Source organism: Aeromonas hydrophila subsp. hydrophila ATCC 7966 (assembly GCF_000014805.1).
Taxonomy (GTDB): domain Bacteria; phylum Pseudomonadota; class Gammaproteobacteria; order Enterobacterales; family Aeromonadaceae; genus Aeromonas; species Aeromonas hydrophila.
Genome location: NC_008570.1, coordinates 1,111,235 through 1,130,183, shown reverse-complemented (window position 1 = coordinate 1,130,183; position 18,949 = coordinate 1,111,235). Strand labels below are relative to the sequence as shown.

Here is an 18,949-nt window from a genome sequence, read left to right as displayed (position 1 = left end):
GGCAACGCGGCGCATCAGCGCCCGTCCGGCACGCCGATGAACTCGCGCAGCTGCAGGATGTTGCCCTCGGGGTCGAACGCATTGCGCACCACGAAACCGGGACCGGACCACTGCTGCGGCAGCAAGCCGCCGCCGAGATCGGCCGCTTTCGCCTCCGCCCAGGCGAGGCTCGGCACGGTAAAGAACAGCTTGATGGCGCCCTGCTCGCGCAGCTGCGGCGGCGTGGTGATGACCACCTGCTCGGCATAGGGAGCGGGGATTGCGTGCAGCAACAGCTGGATGTCGGCGTTTTCCTGCACGATCAGCTCGTCACTCTGGCTGCGGATCTCCATCTGCAGCAGGGTGCGATAAAAGTGGCTCAGCAGGCCGGGATCCCTGGCATAGATCAGGGCGCCGGCACGTGCGGGTCCTGGCATGGCTCTCTCCTCCTTGGATGTTGTTATCCCAGATTCGCACACTTGCCCCGCCAAACCGATCTGTTTTTCATACCCTGCAGTCGCGGGCGCGGCCTCGGTTTTATTTCAATTGCTGTCCGTTTCTGGCTAGTCATCGTCTTCGTTCCTGCTTAGTCTCTCACTCATCCGGGCCGCCGCGCCCACCCCGTTTTCGGCGCAAGGAGCCACCGATGCCAACAGATCACGCCATGACGATGTCGCCGACCACAGGGGATGAGGCAGGCCTGCCGCTCAGCGCCGAGCAGTGCCATGCCGCCCGCCTGGCCCGCGATGCGCGCTTCGACGGCCGCTTCTTTACCGGCGTGCTCTCCACCGGCATCTACTGCCGGCCTGTTTGTCCGGCGCGGCCGCCACACGAGCACAACGTGCGCTACTTCCAAAGCGCCGCCGCAGCGGAGCAGCACGGCCTACGTCCCTGCCTGCGCTGCCGGCCGGAGCTCGCGCCCGCCGCCCCCGGCGATCTGCCGCCGACGCTGGCGCGCCTGTTATCCCGGATCGATCGCGGCGAGCTGGCGGAAGGCTCGCTCACCACGCTGGCGGAACAGGCCGGCATCAGTGAGCGCACGCTGCGCCGCCAGTTCGAGCAGCACCTCGGCGCCTCGCCGAAACAAGTGGAGCAGACGCGCCGGCTGCTGCTCGCCAAGCGGCTGTTGACCGAAACCCGGCTGCCCATCACCGACATCGCGTTTGCGGCGGGCTTTGCCAGCATTCGCCGCTTCAACGACGCCTGGCAGCAAGCATACGGGCTGGCGCCGCGGGCGCTGCGCCGTCAGAGCGAGTCAACCGGCGACGACGCCGCCCTGACGCAAGCTGAACCACAGACCGAGGAGGGGGCAATGCTCACGTTGCAACTGCCCTACCGCCCCCCGTACGACGTGGCGGCCATGCTGGCGTTCTACCGGCTGCGCGCCATTCCGGGGCTGGAGCGGGTAGATGGCGAGGTCTATGAACGCTGGCACCGGGTCGGCGATCAGGTCGCGCGGGTGCGCATCAGCCAGGGCAAGGGGCACAGCCTGCTGCTCAGCGTCCATGATTTGCCGCCCGCCGCGCTGCCGGATCTGCTGTATCGGGTGCGCCGGATGTGGGATCTCGATGCCGACATGCAGCGCATCGGTGCGCGGCTCGGGCAGGATCCGCTGCTGGCGAGCCTGCAGGCGCGCTGGCCGGGGGTTAGGCTGCCCGCCGGCTGGGATGAGTACGAGGTGATGCTGCGTGCCATCGTCGGCCAGCAGGTATCGGTCAAGGGGGCCATCACCATACTCGGACGGCTGGTGGCGCGCACCGAGGCGCAATTCGGGATGGCGCAGTTGCCCACCCCTGCCCAGCTGTGCGAACTCAATCTGGACGGTATCGGCATGCCCGGCAGCCGGATCAGAACGCTGCAGGGGCTGGCACAGGCGCTGGCCAGCGGCGAGTTGAGCCTGATCAGCGCTAGCGATGAACAACTGCTGGCACTGCCCGGTATCGGCCCCTGGACGGTCGCCTACTGGCGGCTGCGCTGCGGACTGGACCCGGATGCCTTCCCCGCCTCGGATCTGGTGCTACTGAAGGCGCTGGGGGGCGGCACCAAGTTGCCGGTAAAAGCGGTATTGGCCCACAGCGAAAGGTGGCGGCCCTGGCGCGGCTACGCGGCGAGCTGGCTGTGGCATGCAATGAGTGAAGAGCCGGCTCTGCTGACCGAGTCGGCACCAGGCCGCGCAGCAAGCGACAACCAAGCAGAGGAGACAACCCCATGATCTGCTACGATATCTTGCCCAGCCGCTGCGGCGATCTGCTGGTAGCCATCGACGAGCACGGCCTGCTGCACGTGGACTTCGTGGCGGGACTGCGCGCACTGCCCGACATGAGTGGCTGGCAACAGGACAAGACGGCGCTGGCCCCTTTTCTCGCACAATTTGAGGCCTACTTTGCCGGCCGTCTGCAACGCTTCACCCTGCCGCTCGCACCAAGAGGCACGGCGTTTCAGCAAGCGGTCTGGCAGGCGCTGTGCGACATCCCCTACGGCGAGACCCGCAGCTACAGCGACATCGCCCGCGCCATCGGCAAGCCCAATGCGGTGCGGGCAGTGGGTGCCGCCAACGGCCGCAACCCGCTCTCGATCATCATCCCCTGCCACCGGGTGATCGGCCAGAACGGCAGCCTGACCGGCTATGCGGGGGGATTGCCCATCAAGCAGGCGCTGCTCACGCTGGAGGGTATCTCTGGTTGACGACACCGCGCCCACTCACAGGCGCTCGGCCAGCCAGCCATGGAACCCGAGCGCCTGAAAATAGCGCCGACCAACGCCAAAGCCCGCCGCCTGCAACAGGTGCCGGGTCTGTTTCTCATCGAGGGGAAAGAAGTCCTGTGCCAGGCGCAGTACCATCTGTTCGCTGGCGCTCCGAGGCAGACCGGCACGGTGCGCGTGCAGCCCCATCACGGCGCGCTCGTCATCGTCTTGCGCAGCCATCAGGTCGGCCAGCAACAGAGGGGCACCGCGCCTGAGCTGGCGGGCGATGTCGGCGAGCAGTGCCGCCTTGTGTTCCTGCGGCAGAAAGTGCAGCACCAGCAGACAGAGTGCACCGTCACACGCCATGCTGTCGGCCGGCAACGGCCCCTCCCACCATGTGATCCGCGCCGCCATCCCCGCCTGCTCGGCTTGCCTTCTGGCCTGCGCCAGCATGTCGGCGGATATGTCCTGGGCAATGAACTGCCAGCGGGGACACAGGCTGCCCAGCAACAGCAGTTCGCTGCCCGTGCCGACTCCCACCAGCAGAACGCGTGCCTCCGGCCCAAGCCGTCCCATCAATTGGGACGCGCTGAGCTGGTGCAGCAGCTCATAACCGGGCACCAATCGGGTAATGCGCAGATCATAATCCAGCGCCCCCTCTCCATTGAATCGCGTCATCCTCGCCTCTCCTCCCAGTGAAAACTCCTTGATAGAGCCTGCCGCTGGGAGAAGGTAAAGCATCAGATGTTGGGAGAGGTGAGCTTCATCAACACTTCAAACTCCCCATCACATGCATTTCGCAGCGGTGGCAGTCAAAACGCAGGCGGAAGGTGTCCTTGCCCATCTTGAGCTCCAGCGGCTCGGCCTTGAGGCCCGGCACCTCGTTCGGGCAGAGGTTCTGGCTGTAGCGGATACAGTGTTTGGTGATCATCAGCACCACTTCCCGCTCCTCCTTGTTCGCCTCATAAGCGGGCGCTATGCGCTCCACCCCGTGCTCGCGGAAGAACTGTTCGGCCGCGCTGTTCAGCACGTTGCCAAGATAGGAGAGACGGTGCTGGGGATAGTGGATATCCCGCAGCGCGATGCGCCGCTCGGGGCGCTGGTAGCTGGCCAGACGGGCAGCCTCCAGCGCGGCGATACCCTCCCGGCGCAAGCCGTTGAGCATCGATGCGGCGATGAATAATGGGTGAGTAAACGCCAACTCAACCTTGCGCGCCACAAACAGGGTATTGCCGAGTTTACCAAGTTGGTCGCGCGCCTGTTGCAGCGCCCGCTCCGGGTTGTCGGCAGGCTGTTTGTCGCAGAGAAGCGCGACGGCGGCACTGATGCCCTGCTCGTCGGTAAGCGTGAGGCGCAAGCCCTCATCGCACTCTGCAAGCACCATATCGACCCGGATGCGGCGATCGGCGCTGGTCTTCTCCAGCACCTTGCTGAATGCCTGATCGTGGTTGCGGTAGATTTCGGTGCCTACCTTCAAGCCCGGCATGCGCTCTGACAGGAGTAACTGCTTACCTTCCACCTTGTTGAGGCGCATCCCTACCAGCTCGTTGTTCGGCTTGAAGAAGCCAAGGCCATCGCCGTTGTTGAGGCTCACGGGCTTGCCATCTATCTCGATGCCATCCTTAGTGACTCTGGTGACCCGGCCCAGCGGCTCGCCCACATATTTCGGGCTCTTGGTGGAGTCGATCCCCTGCTGGCGACCATGGAGGAAGTAATCGGTGCTGCCGCGGTTGAAGCTCTTTTTGGGATCAGGCGTGAAGCTGTAGCTGCAACGGCCGGCCGAGGAGGCCACCAGATCGCTGCGGCTATCCAGAATGGCATCGAGTTTCTGCCGATACCAGGCGGTGACGTTCTTGACGTAATCGAGCCCCTTGAGACGCCCTTCAATCTTGAAGGAGCGGATCCCCGCCTCGATCAGCGCCTCCAGGTTGTCGGTCTGATCCATGTCCTTGAGGGAGAGCAGGTGGCTGTCCGCCACCAACACCTGGCCATCCGGCTTTTGCAGCGAGCAGGGCAGGCGACAGAGCTGGGCACATTCGCCACGGTTGGCGCTGCGGCCGGTCCGGGCATGGCTGATGTTGCACTGACCGCTGTAGGAGACGCAGAGCGCCCCGTGGATAAAGAACTCCAGCTGCACATTGGTCGTGGCGCTTATCTCGCGGATCTGCGCAAGGGACAGCTCGCGCGCCAGCACCACCTGGGAGAAGCCCACATCCTGCAGGAATTTCACCTTCTCCGGGGTACGGTTGTCGGTCTGGGTACTGGCATGGAGCGCAATGGGGGGCAAATCGAGCGCCAGCAACCCCATGTCCTGGACGATCAGCGCATCGGCCCCCGCCTCGTAGATCTGGTGAGTCAGCCGCCGGGCCTGCTCCAGTTCGTGATCGTGCAGCAGGGTGTTGAAGGCGACAAAGACCTGGGCACCGAAGCGATGGGCATGGCGCGCCAGCGCTTCGATATCCTCGAGGGAGTTGCCCGCCGCGCTGCGGGCGCCAAAGGCGGGGCCGCCCATGTAGACGGCATCGGCACCGTGGTTGATGGCTTCGATGCCGTAGGCGAGGTTCTTGGCCGGAGCCAGCAGCTCCAATCGGTTGTTGTGGCTTAACGGGTGCTTGTTCTGGTGCATGGTCTCGGGATCAGGGCGGACAGCAAATGGGCGCCACTCTATGGCATTGCCACCCTCCCCGCCTTGATCCCGCTTAAGATCACCGCAAAATACAGGATTGGATCAGAGCACCACCTTCAGGGCCAGCCCCAGCAGCACCAGACCGCTCACCTTGTCGATGACGAAGGATTTTGCCTTGAGCCAGGCAAGCACGGGGCCACGAGAGAGCACCAGCGCCACCAGCACATACCAGACCGCGTCGATCCCGCCGGCGGTCAGCATCATGATGCCACCTTCGCGCCAGCCGGTGTCGGCATGCACAAACTGGCTGAACAGGGCGATGAAGAAGACCGCGAGCTGGGGGTTGAGAAAGGCCACCATAAAACCTTCAAAGGCGCCTTGCCGACCGCGCAGCTGGTGCACCTCTTCGCTCGCCTCCCCCTTGGCAGGCTTGGCCAGCAGCGCCTTGACCCCGAGCCAGGCGAGAAACGCGGCGCCGCCGTAGCGAATAACGTCAAACAGCAGCGGGGTCTGGGTGATCAGGATGGCCAGACCCAAAGCCGTGATCAGCGCATAGATGCCAACCCCGAAGCCGTGACCAAGCGCGGTGGCCACACCGTGCCCCTGCCCTCCCTGCACCGTGTTGCGGATGATCAGCGCCAGGCTCGGCCCCGGGCTGATGGCCCCCATCACGCAGATTGCGGCCAGTGCCAGCCAACTCGTCAGTTCCATGGTGTTCCTTGTCTCAAGCGGAATATGAATGTCTGCGCTCAGGGTAAAGGGCCCCTGGTTATGCCAGAAGTGAAAGTTGGGAATAGAATCCATAGCCAACGGCTATAGACCAACACAAGCGTCTGTTGCTAGCGGGGCAGGTTCAACACCTTGCGGCTCGCCGCCACCGTGCGCTGCAGGTGCTCGCGCAGGAAGGGATAGGCCAGTTCGCGAAACCACTTGTGGGCCGGGTCCTGATGGTGGCGCTGGTGCCACAGCAGATGATACTGCTGAGTGCGGCTGGCAAATGGCAGATCGCAAAAGTGCAGGGCGTGCTCGCAAGAGAGCTGCCAGGCGATGTGGGCCGGGGTGGTCAGCAGGCAGTCGGTGCGCAGCAACACCTCCACCGCCGCCTGAAAGAAGGGCACCCGGGCAAACCAGCGCCGGGACAGCCCCTGCGGCGCCAGCACCTGTTCCACCGGGCTGTCCTTGTCGCCCCCACCGCTCACCTGCAGGTGAGGCCAGGCGAGGTAGTCATCCAGGCTGAGTGAGCGCCCTGCCAACGGGTGGTGGCTCCCCATCAACACCACCAGCCGATCTTCCCCCTGATGCAGGCCGCGGATCTGATCCGGCACCAGCTCGGTGATGGTGGAGACCATGTCCAGCTCGGATTGCCACAGCTGCGGCAGCAGGCGCTTGTCCCACAGGCTGTACTCCAGCGCCGCCAGCGGCGCCTCCCTGGCCAGCGCCGCGCAGATATCCGGCAGGATGTGCTGGGCCACGTAATCGGAGGAGGCGAGCCGGAACACCCGCTCGCAGCGGCTCGGGTCAAAACCGGGGGCCTCGTAGAGCCGCTCCAGCGCACCGAGGGAGTCCGCCAGCTGGGCAGCCAGCGCCTCGGCCCGTGGTGTCAGCAGCCAGCGCTGCCCCTCCCGCACCAGCAACTCGTCGCCAAACTCGCTGCGCAGCTGGCCGAGCTGCTTGCTGATGGAGGGTTGGCTCAGGTGCAGCAGCTCCGCCGCCCGGCTGATGTTGCGGGTCTCCAGCAGCACCTTGAGAGTGGGCAGCAGGTTGAGATTGGCTTTGTGCAAGGAGTGGTTCCATCCAGTGGCGAAAGCCCTATCTTAGGGCAGCCAAGCCCTGTGGTTTAAGCGAAATTTCCCGTCGCCCCCCGCAACCTGGCGTGTCCCTGCTGCCAGATAACCATGACCACAAGATGACAGTGGTTGCCCCGTGCGGCATAATTGCGCGATTTTCCGCCCGCGGGCGATCCACTTGAGAAGCGGTAACAAGATGAAATACGCCAATATCACAGGCTGGGGCAAATGCCTGCCTCCCTCCGTACTGACCAACGACGACCTCAGCACCATCATGGATACGTCGGATGAGTGGATCTACCCGCGCACCGGCATCAAGGCTCGCCGCATCTCCCACGTCAGCACCTCCGATCTGGCCACCCTGGCCGGACGTCGTGCGCTGGCCTGCGCCGGGCTGGAAGCCAGCGACCTCGACGGCATCATCCTGGCCACCGCCACGCCGGACAACCTGCTGCCGAGCGCCGCCTCCGCGGTGCAGAAGAAGCTGGGGGCCGTCAATGCCGCCGTATTCGACCTCAACGCCGCCTGCACCGGTTTCGTCTACTCCCTCTCGGTCGCCACCTCGCTGGTACAGACCGGCATGATGAAGAAGGTGCTGGTGATCGGCGCCGAGCGCCTCACCTATCTGCTGGACTGGGCCCGTCGCGACACCGCCGTGCTGTTTGGCGACGGCGCTGGCGCCGTGGTGATCGAGGCGAGCGAGCAGGAGTGCGGCCTGATCGCCAACAAGCTGGGTTGTGACAGCGAGGCACGCGAGATCCTGCACGTGCCGAACTTCGGTACCGACCGGGTGCGCTTTGCCGACATCGACGGCCTCTTTACCTTCAACTTTGAAGGCCAGGAGATCTTCAAGCGGGCCGTACGCGGCATGGGCGAAGCCACCAACACGGTCCTGGCACAGGCCGGCATCGCACCGGAGCAGATCGATCTTATCGTGCCGCACCAGGCCAACATCCGCATCATCGAGACCCTCGCCAAGCGCATGAACGCGCCGATGGAGAAGGTGATGGTCAACATCGAGCACTACGGCAACACCTCCGCCGCCACCGTGCCCATCGCCCTGTGCGAGGCACTGGAGCAGGGCCGCGTCCAGCCGAATAGCTATCTGCTGACCGCCGCCTTCGGTGCCGGCCTGACTTGGGGCGCCGCCATCATCAAGTGGGGCGATCGCGTGACGCCCATCAAGGCGTGCGACGCCGAGCTGCCACCGTGCGACAAGAGCGCGCTCGAGCTTATCGCCCATGCCGTGGAAGGGTGCCAGAAGGCCCACGCCGACGAAGCGTAAATCTACGCATACAGCACCAAGAGCCTGCCAATGCAGGCTCTTTTCATTGCCTCCTCCAGCACTTCTCCCCTCCTCCCAGGCTCCAGCCCTCTCACGGCTGTGCCTCCCGACGATGGCCCTGTGACAGTCGCCATATTCCAGTTTTCTCAGTAGCGCCCCCCGAATAGGACCAATTTGTAACCAGCCCATTTTTTTGCGCTAACCTTACTGAGCTATTGATAACTAGCAAGTTGGCGCTTGGGTCCCTACCTGAGGGGACGGCGGTTCACCTTCTTCCATCCATATGCAGGGGCAAGTTCGCGTATGACAGACAACACAAGGGCACACTCCTCCCCTTTCTGGGAGCCTGTCAGCTGGGCCTGCAGCCTTGGTCTGGGCCTGTTCAGCACCCTGCTGCTGGTACTTGCGGGCAGCCCCTTGCCGTATCTGCTGGCCAACCTGGTGCTGGCCGTGGCTGCCGCCCTGTGGGGTGCCCGCCACTACCACGCCAAACCTGCCGGCAAGCCCGATGAACAAGAACAGACTCCGTCATGGTCCGCTGCCGGGCTCAACCACTCCATCATCGGACTCGAGCAGGTGTGCGAAAAGGCCGTGCCCATCTGGTCGCAACAGATTGAAAACTCTCGCCAGCAAACCGAAGGGGCCATGATTGACCTCACCCAGCGCTTTGCCGGGCTGACCACCAAGCTGGAAGAAGCGGTCGCCGCCTCCCACAACGCCGCCGGGGATCTGGGCGGCGAGAAATCGGCCGGCATGACCGCCGTGCTGGCCGAGAGCCAGGCCCAGCTCAATCAGGTCGTCGCCATCATGCACTCCACCCAGGCCAACCGTGACGCCATGCTGGCAGAGATAAAAACCCTCACCGCCTACACCATCGAACTCAACACCATGGCGCTCGACGTGGCCAAGATAGCCTCCCAGACCAACCTGCTGGCCCTCAACGCCGCCATCGAGGCGGCCAGGGCCGGTGAAGCAGGTCGCGGCTTCGCCGTGGTGGCGGACGAAGTGCGCACCCTGTCGCGCCTCTCCAGCGAGACCGCCCAGAAGATGACCGACAAGGTCGATACCATCAACACCGGTATCGGCCGGGCCTTCCAGATTGCCGAGAGTGCGGCAGGGCGGGATCAGGCCGCCGTCAGCGACGCCGAACACGCCATCGAACAGGTACTGGAGCGCTTTCGGATGGCCACCACCAGCCTGGCCGAGTCGGCTGCCCTGCTGCAGAGCGAGAGTACCGGGATCCATCGTGAGATTTCCGATGTCATCGTGTCGTTACAGTTCCAGGATAGAGTCAGTCAAATCCTTGGCCATGTTCGTCAGAACATGGACAGCCTCAACGATCACCTGATCTCGTCGCGCACCAGAACGCATCAGTCCGGCCCCATCCAGATCGATGCGGAAAGCTGGCTGGCAGACATGGAACTCTCATATGCCACCGATGAGCAGCGCAATATCCATCACGGTCGCAAAACCCCGACGGCAACCCCATCCAGCAACGCTGATGTCACTTTTTTCTAGGAGAGATATATGGCCAAAACAGTCCTGATCGTGGATGACTCGGCAACCATACGCCAGGTCGTCGGCATGACGCTCAAGGGCGCCGGTTACGAGGTGATGGAGGCTTGTGACGGCAAGGACGCCCTCAAGAAACTCGACGGCAAGAAGATCAACCTCATCATCAGCGACGTCAACATGCCGAACATGGACGGTATCAGCTTCGTCAAGGAGGCCAAGAAGCTGGCCAGCTACAAGTTCACCCCGGTGATCATGCTGACCACCGAGTCCCAGGACAGCAAGAAGCAGGAAGGACAGGCTGCGGGAGCCAAGGCCTGGGTGGTCAAGCCGTTCCAGCCGGACCAGATGCTGGCTGCCGTCGCCAAGCTCATCATGCCCTGAGTCGGGAGGCGTTCATGCCGCTGCATATCGAAACGGGCGAAGAGAAGACGGTTGTGACCATTGCGGGCGAGATGACCATCTATACCGCAGCCGAGCTCAAACAGGCGCTCACTCCCCTGCTCTATCGCCAGCAAGAGCTGGAGCTGGACCTTTCCCAGGTCAGCGAAATGGACAGTGCCGGCCTGCAACTGCTGTTGGCCGCCAAGAAGACGGCGCTGCAGGGCGGCTATCCGCTGCATCTGGTCATGCACAGCCATGCGGTACTCGATGCCCTTGAGCTGTGCCAGCTGGCAACCTTCTTCGGCGATCCCACCCTCATCCCCCACCCCGATCACGCCTAGCTGGTTCCGCGGACAAGGAGTCATTCGTGAGCATCAATCTTGATCAGGCCCTGCAAACCTACATCGCCGAGGCGCGTGAGCTGCTCGAGGAGATGGAGTCCGCACTGCTGACACTGGAAAACGAGCCGGACAATAGCGAGCTCATCGGCGCCATCTTCCGGGCGGCCCACACCATCAAGGGCTCCGCCGGCCTGTTTGGCCTGCAACCCATCGTCAGCTTCACCCACATTGTCGAGGATCTGCTCGATCAGGTGCGCAACCAGCAGCTGACGATCAGTGAAGCACTCATCAAGGATCTGCTGGAGAGCCGGGATCACATCGAACGCCTGGTCAGCCTGGTGGCCGAACAAGGGGAATCGCTCGGTGCGGATGAACAGGCTCAGGATGAACAGCTGCGGCGCAACCTGGCACGCCATCAAACCACCGGCCAAGCCGGCCTGCCGGAACACAACCCACCAGCCGAGACCAGCCCGATCAGCAAGGAGGAGGGTCATGTCAGTGCCACGTCTCTGTGGCACATCTCCTTGCGCTTTGGCCCGGATGTGCTGCGCAACGGCATGGATCCCACCTCTTTTCTGCGTTACCTCGGCACCATGGGTACCCTCTGTGCCATCGAGACCATTCACCATGCTCTGCCCGACTGGGAACATTTCGATCCGGAGAGCTGCTACTTGGGCTACGAACTCGATCTGGACACCCAGGCCGACAAGAATGCCCTGAGCGATGTGTTCGAATTCGTGCGCGATGACTGTCGCATCACCATCATTCCACCCCACAGCAAGCTGGCCGAGTACATCGACCTCATCAATGCCCTGCCGGAAGACAACGAGATGCTGGGGCAGCTGCTGGTCAAGACCGGCGCCCTGACGGCCAGCGAGCTGGTACTCGGGCTGCAAACCCAGCATGAACAACCGCAGACCGACGCCGGCAAGCTGGGAGAGATCCTGATTGCCCAGGGTGCCGTCAGCGAGGTGGTGGTGGATGCCGCACTCAAGAAGCAGAGCCAGAACAAGGAGAGCAAAAACAAGGAGGGACGCTATGTCCGGGTCCATGCAGACAAGCTGGATGACCTGATCAATCTGGTGGGCGAACTGGTGGTCGCCAGCTCGGGAGCCAACCTGCTGGCCCAGCGTTCACGGGACAGCCAGCTGCAGGAGGCCAACTCCACCATTGCCATGCTGGTCGAAGAGATCCGGGATGGGGCACTGCGCCTGCGCATGGTGCCCATCGGCGATACCTTCAACCGCTTCCAGCGGGTAGTGCGGGATGTCAGCCATGAACTGGACAAAGACATCGCGCTGGTCATCACCGGCGGCGATACCGAACTGGACAAATCGGTGGTGGAGAAGATCGGCGACCCCTTGATGCACCTGGTACGCAACGCCATGGACCACGGCATCGAGCCGGCTGAAAGAAGAGTCGCCGCCTGCAAGCCGGCACGGGGCACCCTGACTCTCAACGCCTATCACGACTCCGGCAGCATCGTCATCGAAATTCAGGACGATGGCGCCGGCCTCAACAAGGCCAGGATCCTGCAAAAGGCGCAAGAACGCGGCCTAGTCACCACCAATGCCACCCTGACGGATCAGGAGATCTACCAGCTCATCTTCGAACCCGGCTTCTCCACGGCGGAGGCCATCACCAATCTCTCCGGCCGCGGGGTGGGCATGGATGTGGTCAAACGCAACATCCAGGCCCTGCGCGGCAGTGTCGAACTCGATAGCAAACCAGGCCTCGGCACCCGGGTCCAGATCCGGCTGCCGCTCACTCTGGCCATCATCGATGGTTTTCTGGTGCGCGTCAGCACGACCCACTACGTCATCCCCCTCGACATGGTGATCGAATGCGTGGAGCTGACCCAGAGCGCACTGGCCGATACCCAGGGGCGCAACTACATCAATCTGCGCGGTGAAGTGCTGCCTTTTGTCCGGCTGCAGCACTATTTCGACGTCGAGGGCACCAGAGGGCGCCGGGAAAACATCGTGGTCGTCAGCCACGGCGGCAAGAAGTCCGGCCTGGTGGTCGACGAGCTGCTGGGTGAATTCCAGACCGTCATCAAGCCGCTTGGCAAGCTGTTCCAGCGCCTGCAGGGTATCAGCGGCTCCACCATTCTGGGAGGCGGTGAAGTTGCCCTCATTCTGGATATCCCCTCTCTCATTCAGCACGCCATCGAGCAGGAGCTGGGCCAGCTGAGCCAGTACGCCATTCCACGTCTGCAAACCCAACCTAGAGTCAATTAACGCCAGGAGCCTGTCATGTTCAAAAACTCCACCATCAAGCTGCGACTCACCATTTTACTCTGCCTGCTCTGCGCACTGCTGCTGGGAGTGGGTGCCTTGGGGCTCTACAACATGCAGAGCAGCAACAAGGGTCTGCAGCGGGTCTACAACGATCGGGTGGTGCCGCTCAAACAGCTCAAGACCATCTCAGACAATTATGCCGTCGCCATCATCGACAACGTCAACAAGGCCAATGCGGGCCTCATCAGTGCCGAAGAGGCGCGGCAGCAGATCCAGCATGCCCAGCAGCAGATCAAGCTGGAGTGGCAGCATTACCAGGCCACCAAGCTGACCGAAGCCGAACAGAAGCTGTCAGCCGAGGCCAACAGCCTGTTCAGCGCAGCGGACCGGGATATCACCCGGCTGGAAGCGTTTCTCTCGACCCAGCGCGGTGTCGTCACCGGCATGCTCAACGAATTTGACGGCAAGCTTTACAGCTCCATCGATCCCATCGGCGGCAAGATAACCGAGCTGGTCAGCCTGCAGCTCGACGTCGCTAAGTCCGAGTACGAGCAGGCGCAGGCCTGGTACGACGTCATGCTGCTCACCATGCTGGCGGTCGTTGCCGCAGGCATGGTGGCTGCCGCCTGGTTTGGCATCGTCCTTATCCGCAGCATCATCTCTCCCATCAACCAGGCACTGCAGGTAGCCAACCACCTGGCCGAAGGCAACCTCGACGTCACCATCGACATCGGAGCCCACGACGAAGCCGGTCAACTGCTGCTGGCCATGCAGAACATGGTCAACAAGCTGACCGCACTCATCAACGACATCGAGACCCTGGTGACTGCCGCCGTCGAGCAGGGAAACTTCAGTTACAAGATCGAACTGGATGGACGCCAGGGCTACATCAAGCGGTTGTCCGAGCTGCTCAACCGTCTATCCAACGTCACCGACACCAGCCTCAACGATGTGATGCGCATCGCCACCGCCCTGTCTCGGGGTGATCTGACCCAGAAAATAGAGCAACCCTATCCGGGCATTTTTGGCCAGACCAAGGATGGCCTCAACAGCACCATAGAGGCGCTGACCGCCATCATCGAAGAAGTGCGCAACGCCGCCGACAACCTGACCAATGCCTCCAACCAGGTCAGTACCACCGCCCAGTCCCTGAGTCAGGCCACCAGCGAACAGGCTGCCAGCGTGGAAGAGACCAGTGCCTCTATCGAGCAGATGAGCGCCAGCATCAACCAGAACACCGACAACGCCAAGGTCACCGACAACATGGCGAGCAGTGCCGTGCTCGAAGCCACCGAAGGTGGCCGCTCGGTCCAGCAGACGGTGGCCGCGATGCAGCAGATCGCCCGCAAGGTCAGCATCATCGACGATATTGCCTACCAGACCAATCTGCTGGCACTCAACGCCGCCATCGAGGCGGCGCGGGCCGGTGAACACGGCAAGGGCTTCGCGGTGGTGGCCGCCGAGGTCCGCAAACTGGCCGAACGCAGCCAGATAGCGGCGCAGGAGATAGGTGAACTCTCATCGAGCAGCGTCGATACTGCCGAGAAGGCCGGCAGCCTGCTCGACAAGATAGTGCCCTCCATTCGCAAGACTTCCGATCTGGTGCAGGAGATCAATGCCGCCTCCGGTGAGCAGGCCAGCGCCGCCAACCAGATAAGCCTCGCCATGAGCCAGCTCAACCAAGTAACCCAGCAAAATGCCGCCAGCAGCGAGGAGCTGGCGGCCACGGCCGAAGAGATGAGCTCTCAGGCCAACGAGCTGCAGCAGACCATGGATTTTTTCTCGCTGGAGAACCTGAGCAAACCGGCAAGGACCCACGAGAGCGGACATAAAGGATTGCCCCCCAGAGGCAAATTTGTCATGCCGACCCAGCACCCACTGCACGGCAATACGGCAGCGCAACCTCAGGTTGACGAGGCCGATTTTGTCCGTTTTTAACCGGAGAGCCCCATGAGCATGTCTACCGAAGTGGCCGTCCAGCATGGCACGCTGGCCCCTGATAACCAGGGCGATGCCCAGTACCTGACTTTTCTCATCAACGGCGAGATGTTTGCCATCAACATTCTCGGGGTCAAAGAGATCATCGAATACGGCAACATCACCCCCATCCCCATGATGCCGAGCTTCATCCGCGGCGTGATTAACCTCAGGGGAGCCGTGGTCTCGGTGGTGGATCTCAATGCTCGCTTTGGCAATGCTCCCTCCAGCATCACCCGCCGCAGCTGCATCGTCATTATCGAGGGAGTGCATCCGGACGACCCAGAACACGGCAATCAGGACATCGGCGTGGTAGTGGATTCCGTCTCAGAAGTACTGACCATTCCCTGCAATGAGATAGAGCCGCCACCGAGTTTCGGGGCTCGCATCCGGGCCGACTTTATCAGCGGCATGGGCAAGGTAAATGGCAAATTCGTCATCCTTATAAATACCGAGAAGGTGCTCTCCATCGACGAGATGACACAGCTCAGCGAACTGACCCAGCAGCAGGAACGGTTGCTGGAACAGAAGCCACAGACACCGTGATTCAGGCGTAGCAAGCAACAAGAGTGCCGCTCACCACACAGCAATGACATGTCGCACAAGGATAAGGCTCATGACTCAATCATTTTTTGGCAATCTGTTCGGCAACGGCAGCGCTCATGCCTTGCTGCAGGAACAACTGCTCCAGCTCATTGGTGCAACCCGATCGCTCCAGCAGGGAATCAAACAAGGCGACCAGTCAGCCCAGCTTGAGCTGGGTTCGCTCAGCGGCCCGCTGCGGGAACTCTGTCAGGAGTTCAATACCGTGCTGGCGCTGCTGGGGGAGCGCCTTAGCAATACCCTCGCCACCATCAGTGCCAACCAGACCCTGTATGACGAAAATCTGCGAGTCCGCAAGGCGCTGGATGGGGCCTCGACCAATGTGATGATCGCCGATACCAATCTCGACATCGTCTATATGAATGAAGCCGTGCTCGCCATGCTGGGCCAGGCCGAATCGGACATTCGCAAGGACCTGCCCAATTTTGATGTCAGACAGCTGATGGGCAAGAACATTGATACCTTCCACAAAGACCCCTCCCATCAGCGCAGCATGCTGGCCAAACTGAACAGCACCTATCGCGCCCAGATAACCGTCGGGGGGCGCATTTTCTCGCTGATCGCCAATCCGGTCTTCAACGATGGCGGTGAACGGCTTGGCTCCGTTGTCGAATGGGCAGACCGGACCAAGGAGATCGCCATCGAGAACGAGATGAAGGCTGCCAGCGCTGCGGCCAAGATCGCCGCTGCAGAGAGCCTACGCGTCAAGAAGGCGCTCGATGGCGCCAGCACCAACGTGATGATCGCCGACACCGATCTCAACATCATCTACATGAATGAATCCGTCAAAGAGATGCTGAGCCTGGCTGAAGCGGATATTCGCAAAGAACTCTACAACTTCAATTCAACCACCCTGATGGGGGCCAACATCGACAGCTTCCACAAGAATCCGGGCCATCAGCGCAGCATGCTGGCCAAGCTGAACAACACCTATCGTACCCAGATCCTGCTCGGCGGGCGCACCTTCTCGCTCATCGCCAACCCGGTGTTTGGCGACGATGGCGAACGGCTCGGCTCCGTGGTCGAGTGGTCGGATCGCACCAAGGAAGTCGCCATCGAGCGGGAGATGTCGGAGATCGTGCAGGCGGTGATCAACGGCGAACTACACCGCCGTATGGATCTGACCGGCAAGAATGGCTTCTTCCAGACCCTCGGAGAGGGCATCAATCGCATCGCTGAGGTGATCGATACCAGCCTCAACGACGTGATCCGGGTGGTGCAATCCCTGGCCAGAGGCGACTTGACCCAACAGGTCGAGGCCGACTACCCCGGTGTATTTGGCACCACCAAGGACTCCCTCAACCAGACCATTGTCTCGCTGACCAATATCGTCACCGAAGTACGAGGCGCATCCGACAATCTCTCCAGCGCGGCCGAGCAGGTCAGCGCCACCGCCCAGTCCATCAGCCAGTCAAGCAGCGAACAGGCTTCCAGCATGGAAGAGACCAGCGCCTCCATCGAGCAGATGAGCGCCAGCATCAACCAGAACACCGACAATGCCCAGGTCACCGATGGCATGGCCAGCAAGGCCGCCAAGGAGGCCGTGGAAGGCGGTGAGGCCGTCAAGCTCACGGTCGATGCCATGAAGCAGATCGCCAAGCGGATCGGCATCATCGACGACATCGCCTACCAGACCAATCTGCTGGCCCTCAATGCCGCCATCGAGGCCGCCCGGGCGGGGGATCACGGCAAGGGCTTCGCCGTGGTGGCCGCCGAAGTGCGCAAACTGGCGGAGCGCAGCCAGGTAGCGGCCCAGGAGATCGGTGAGCTCGCCTCTAGCAGTGTCGACATGGCGGAGAAGGCGGGCCGTCTGCTCGATCAGATGGTGCCCTCCATCAACAAGACCTCGGATCTGGTGCAGGAGATCAGCGCCGCCTCCGCCGAACAGTCCACCGGCGTCAGCCAGATCAACATCGCCATGAATCAGCTGAGCCAGGTCACTCAACAAAATGCCTCCTGCAGTGAGGAGCTGGCCGCCACCGCCGAGGAGATGAGCAGCCAGGCCGAACAGCTGCAACTGGCGATGGAGTTCTTCACGCTGGAACAGCACAAGCACGGCACCAACCAGAAGGCACCGGCCCGTGGTGGCACACGGGGGCGTTTCATGCACGAGGGCAATGGCCAGGAAGGTGTAGGCACCACGCCACGCCCTCACAATGACGCCGACTTTATCCGCTTCTAGCCTGATGCGGGTGGGCCAAGCTCACCCGCATCTCGCTCACCGCAGGGAGTTTGCGCGTGTATCAGACCCAGTTGCATGATGATGAATTTGCGCAGTTTCAACGCTGGATCCACCAGACGGCGGGTATCGACTTGTCACCGGCCAAGAAGGCCCTGGTCGCCAGCCGCCTGTCAAAGCGGCTCTGCCACTACGAGCTGGCAAGCTATGGCGACTATTTCAGCCTGATCATGAATAACCGGGGGGCAGAGCTGCAGGTCGCACTCGATCTGCTCACCACCAACGAGACCTATTTTTTCCGCGAACCCAAGCACTTTGAATTTCTCGGCAACAAGGTATTGGCACAACTGCCAAAAGAACGGGCGGTACGGATCTGGAGCGCGGCCAGCTCTTCCGGTGAAGAGCCCTACAGCCTGGCCATGACCCTGGCCGACAATCTGAACCATGGCAGTTGGGAGGTGATCGCCTCTGACATCTCGACCCGCGTGCTGGAGCAGGCCAGAGCAGGGCAATATCCCATCGAGCGGGCCCACAACATCCCGCTGCCATTTTTGATGAAGTACTGCCTGAAAGGGGTCGGTTTTCAGGAAGGCACCTTCATCATCGATCGCAAGCTGCGCGAGAAGGTGCAGTTTCATCACATCAATCTGAATCAGGAGCTGCCCGACATCGGGCTGTTCGACGTCATCCTGATCCGCAACGTGATGATCTATTTCAACCGGGAGACCAAGGCCCAGGTACTGCAACGGTTGGTGCCGCGCCTGCGCAAAGGGGGCTATCTCATCGTCAGCCATGCCGAGAGCCTGAACGGTCTGCCCCATGGCCTGCAACTGGTATCGCCTTCCATCTATCTGAAACCATAAGGGTTTCAATATGAGAGAGGTCTCGCTGCAACCCGGAGAATTCTATTTTGGGCAGGATGACACCATCATCCGCACCCATCTTGGTTCCTGTGTGGCCATTACCATGTGGCACCCGGAACAGAAGCGAGGCGGCATGTGTCACTACATGCTGCCCAGCCGCGGTCACAGCACCATGAGTCTGGACGGTCGCTATGCCGATGAGGCAATCCAATTATTTATCAATGAAATAAGCAAATACCCCGCCCCCATCCACGAATACGAGGTCAAGCTGTTTGGCGGCGGCAACATGTTTATCGAACAACAAACGCTCAACACCATGAATGTGGCCATCAGGAACATCAAGGCTGCCTGGCAACTGACCCAGCACCTGGGCCTCACCATCAAGGCCCACCATCTTGGCCATGCGGGACACAGAAGCCTGATTTTTGAGCTGGCCAACGGCAATGTCTGGGTGCGTCATCACCGCTTGCCACATCGCTAAGGGGACG

Annotated in this window: 17 protein-coding genes; 12 read left to right on the top strand and 5 right to left on the bottom strand. The window is 61.9% G+C overall.

Going from position 1 to position 18,949, the window contains the following annotated elements; all coding sequences use genetic code 11:
• Nucleotides 1-14: 14 nt before the first annotated feature.
• A complete protein-coding gene (locus AHA_RS05250) occupies nt 15-416 on the bottom strand; it encodes a VOC family protein (RefSeq protein ID WP_005303759.1) in 402 nt (133 codons plus the stop codon).
• Between the two features lie 209 nt (nt 417-625).
• Between AHA_RS05250 and AHA_RS05245 the strand changes: the two genes are divergently transcribed.
• A complete protein-coding gene (locus AHA_RS05245; RefSeq protein ID WP_011704975.1) occupies nt 626-2,191 on the top strand; it encodes an AlkA N-terminal domain-containing protein in 1,566 nt (521 codons plus the stop codon).
• Nucleotides 2,188-2,664, top strand: coding sequence for a methylated-DNA--[protein]-cysteine S-methyltransferase (locus tag AHA_RS05240; RefSeq protein ID WP_011704974.1), 477 nt, complete (start codon nt 2,188-2,190; stop codon nt 2,662-2,664). Before AHA_RS05245 ends, AHA_RS05240 begins: the two co-directional genes overlap by 4 nt.
• A gap of 15 nt (nt 2,665-2,679) precedes the next feature.
• Here the strand turns inward: AHA_RS05240 and AHA_RS05235 are convergent, their stop codons facing one another.
• The 4 genes from AHA_RS05235 to AHA_RS05220 form a co-directional block, all read right to left on the bottom strand.
• Nucleotides 2,680-3,342 carry a class I SAM-dependent methyltransferase gene (locus AHA_RS05235; RefSeq protein WP_011704973.1) on the bottom strand — a complete coding sequence of 221 codons (663 nt, stop codon included), beginning with the start codon at nt 3,340-3,342 and terminating at the stop codon, nt 2,680-2,682.
• 88 nt (nt 3,343-3,430) lie between these two features.
• The gene (locus AHA_RS05230; RefSeq protein WP_011704972.1) at nt 3,431-5,290 is read right to left on the bottom strand and encodes a peptidase U32 family protein; all 1,860 of its coding nucleotides are present in this window, start codon (nt 5,288-5,290) and stop codon (nt 3,431-3,433) included.
• A gap of 102 nt (nt 5,291-5,392) precedes the next feature.
• Complete coding sequence (locus AHA_RS05225) at nt 5,393-6,001, bottom strand: LysE family translocator (protein WP_016349742.1); 609 nt, start codon at nt 5,999-6,001, stop codon at nt 5,393-5,395.
• 128 nt (nt 6,002-6,129) lie between these two features.
• The gene (locus AHA_RS05220; protein WP_011704970.1) at nt 6,130-7,071 is read right to left on the bottom strand and encodes a LysR family transcriptional regulator; all 942 of its coding nucleotides are present in this window, start codon (nt 7,069-7,071) and stop codon (nt 6,130-6,132) included.
• A 202-nt stretch (nt 7,072-7,273) separates the two neighbouring features.
• Here AHA_RS05220 and AHA_RS05215 point away from each other — a divergent pair, with 202 nt between their 5' ends.
• The 10 genes from AHA_RS05215 to cheD all read left to right on the top strand — a co-directional run bounded on the left by AHA_RS05215 (nt 7,274) and on the right by cheD (nt 18,942).
• Nucleotides 7,274-8,362, top strand: coding sequence for a ketoacyl-ACP synthase III (locus tag AHA_RS05215; RefSeq protein WP_011704969.1), 1,089 nt, complete (start codon nt 7,274-7,276; stop codon nt 8,360-8,362).
• Nucleotides 8,363-8,665: 303 nt separating this feature from the next.
• The gene (locus AHA_RS05210) at nt 8,666-9,880 is read left to right on the top strand and encodes a methyl-accepting chemotaxis protein (RefSeq protein ID WP_011704968.1); all 1,215 of its coding nucleotides are present in this window, start codon (nt 8,666-8,668) and stop codon (nt 9,878-9,880) included.
• A 9-nt stretch (nt 9,881-9,889) separates the two neighbouring features.
• Nucleotides 9,890-10,258 carry a response regulator gene (locus AHA_RS05205; RefSeq protein ID WP_011704967.1) on the top strand — a complete coding sequence of 123 codons (369 nt, stop codon included), beginning with the start codon at nt 9,890-9,892 and terminating at the stop codon, nt 10,256-10,258.
• 14 nt (nt 10,259-10,272) lie between these two features.
• Nucleotides 10,273-10,599 (top strand): STAS domain-containing protein, encoded by a 327-nt coding sequence (locus AHA_RS05200; RefSeq protein WP_011704966.1) that lies wholly within the window; start codon nt 10,273-10,275, stop codon nt 10,597-10,599.
• Between the two features lie 26 nt (nt 10,600-10,625).
• Nucleotides 10,626-12,839 (top strand): chemotaxis protein CheA, encoded by a 2,214-nt coding sequence (locus tag AHA_RS05195; RefSeq protein ID WP_011704965.1) that lies wholly within the window; start codon nt 10,626-10,628, stop codon nt 12,837-12,839.
• Nucleotides 12,840-12,854: 15 nt separating this feature from the next.
• Nucleotides 12,855-14,777 carry a methyl-accepting chemotaxis protein gene (locus AHA_RS05190; RefSeq protein WP_011704964.1) on the top strand — a complete coding sequence of 641 codons (1,923 nt, stop codon included), beginning with the start codon at nt 12,855-12,857 and terminating at the stop codon, nt 14,775-14,777.
• 12 nt (nt 14,778-14,789) lie between these two features.
• Nucleotides 14,790-15,362: a chemotaxis protein CheW gene (locus tag AHA_RS05185; protein ID WP_011704963.1), complete on the top strand. Its 573-nt coding sequence runs from the start codon at nt 14,790-14,792 to the stop codon at nt 15,360-15,362.
• A gap of 70 nt (nt 15,363-15,432) precedes the next feature.
• Nucleotides 15,433-17,601, top strand: a complete 2,169-nt coding sequence (locus tag AHA_RS05180) for a methyl-accepting chemotaxis protein (protein ID WP_011704962.1) — start codon at nt 15,433-15,435, stop codon at nt 17,599-17,601.
• Between the two features lie 56 nt (nt 17,602-17,657).
• The gene (locus tag AHA_RS05175; protein WP_011704961.1) at nt 17,658-18,461 is read left to right on the top strand and encodes a CheR family methyltransferase; all 804 of its coding nucleotides are present in this window, start codon (nt 17,658-17,660) and stop codon (nt 18,459-18,461) included.
• A 10-nt stretch (nt 18,462-18,471) separates the two neighbouring features.
• Nucleotides 18,472-18,942: a chemoreceptor glutamine deamidase CheD gene (cheD, locus tag AHA_RS05170; RefSeq protein ID WP_011704960.1), complete on the top strand. Its 471-nt coding sequence runs from the start codon at nt 18,472-18,474 to the stop codon at nt 18,940-18,942.
• The last annotated feature ends 7 nt before the right edge of the window (nt 18,943-18,949 follow it).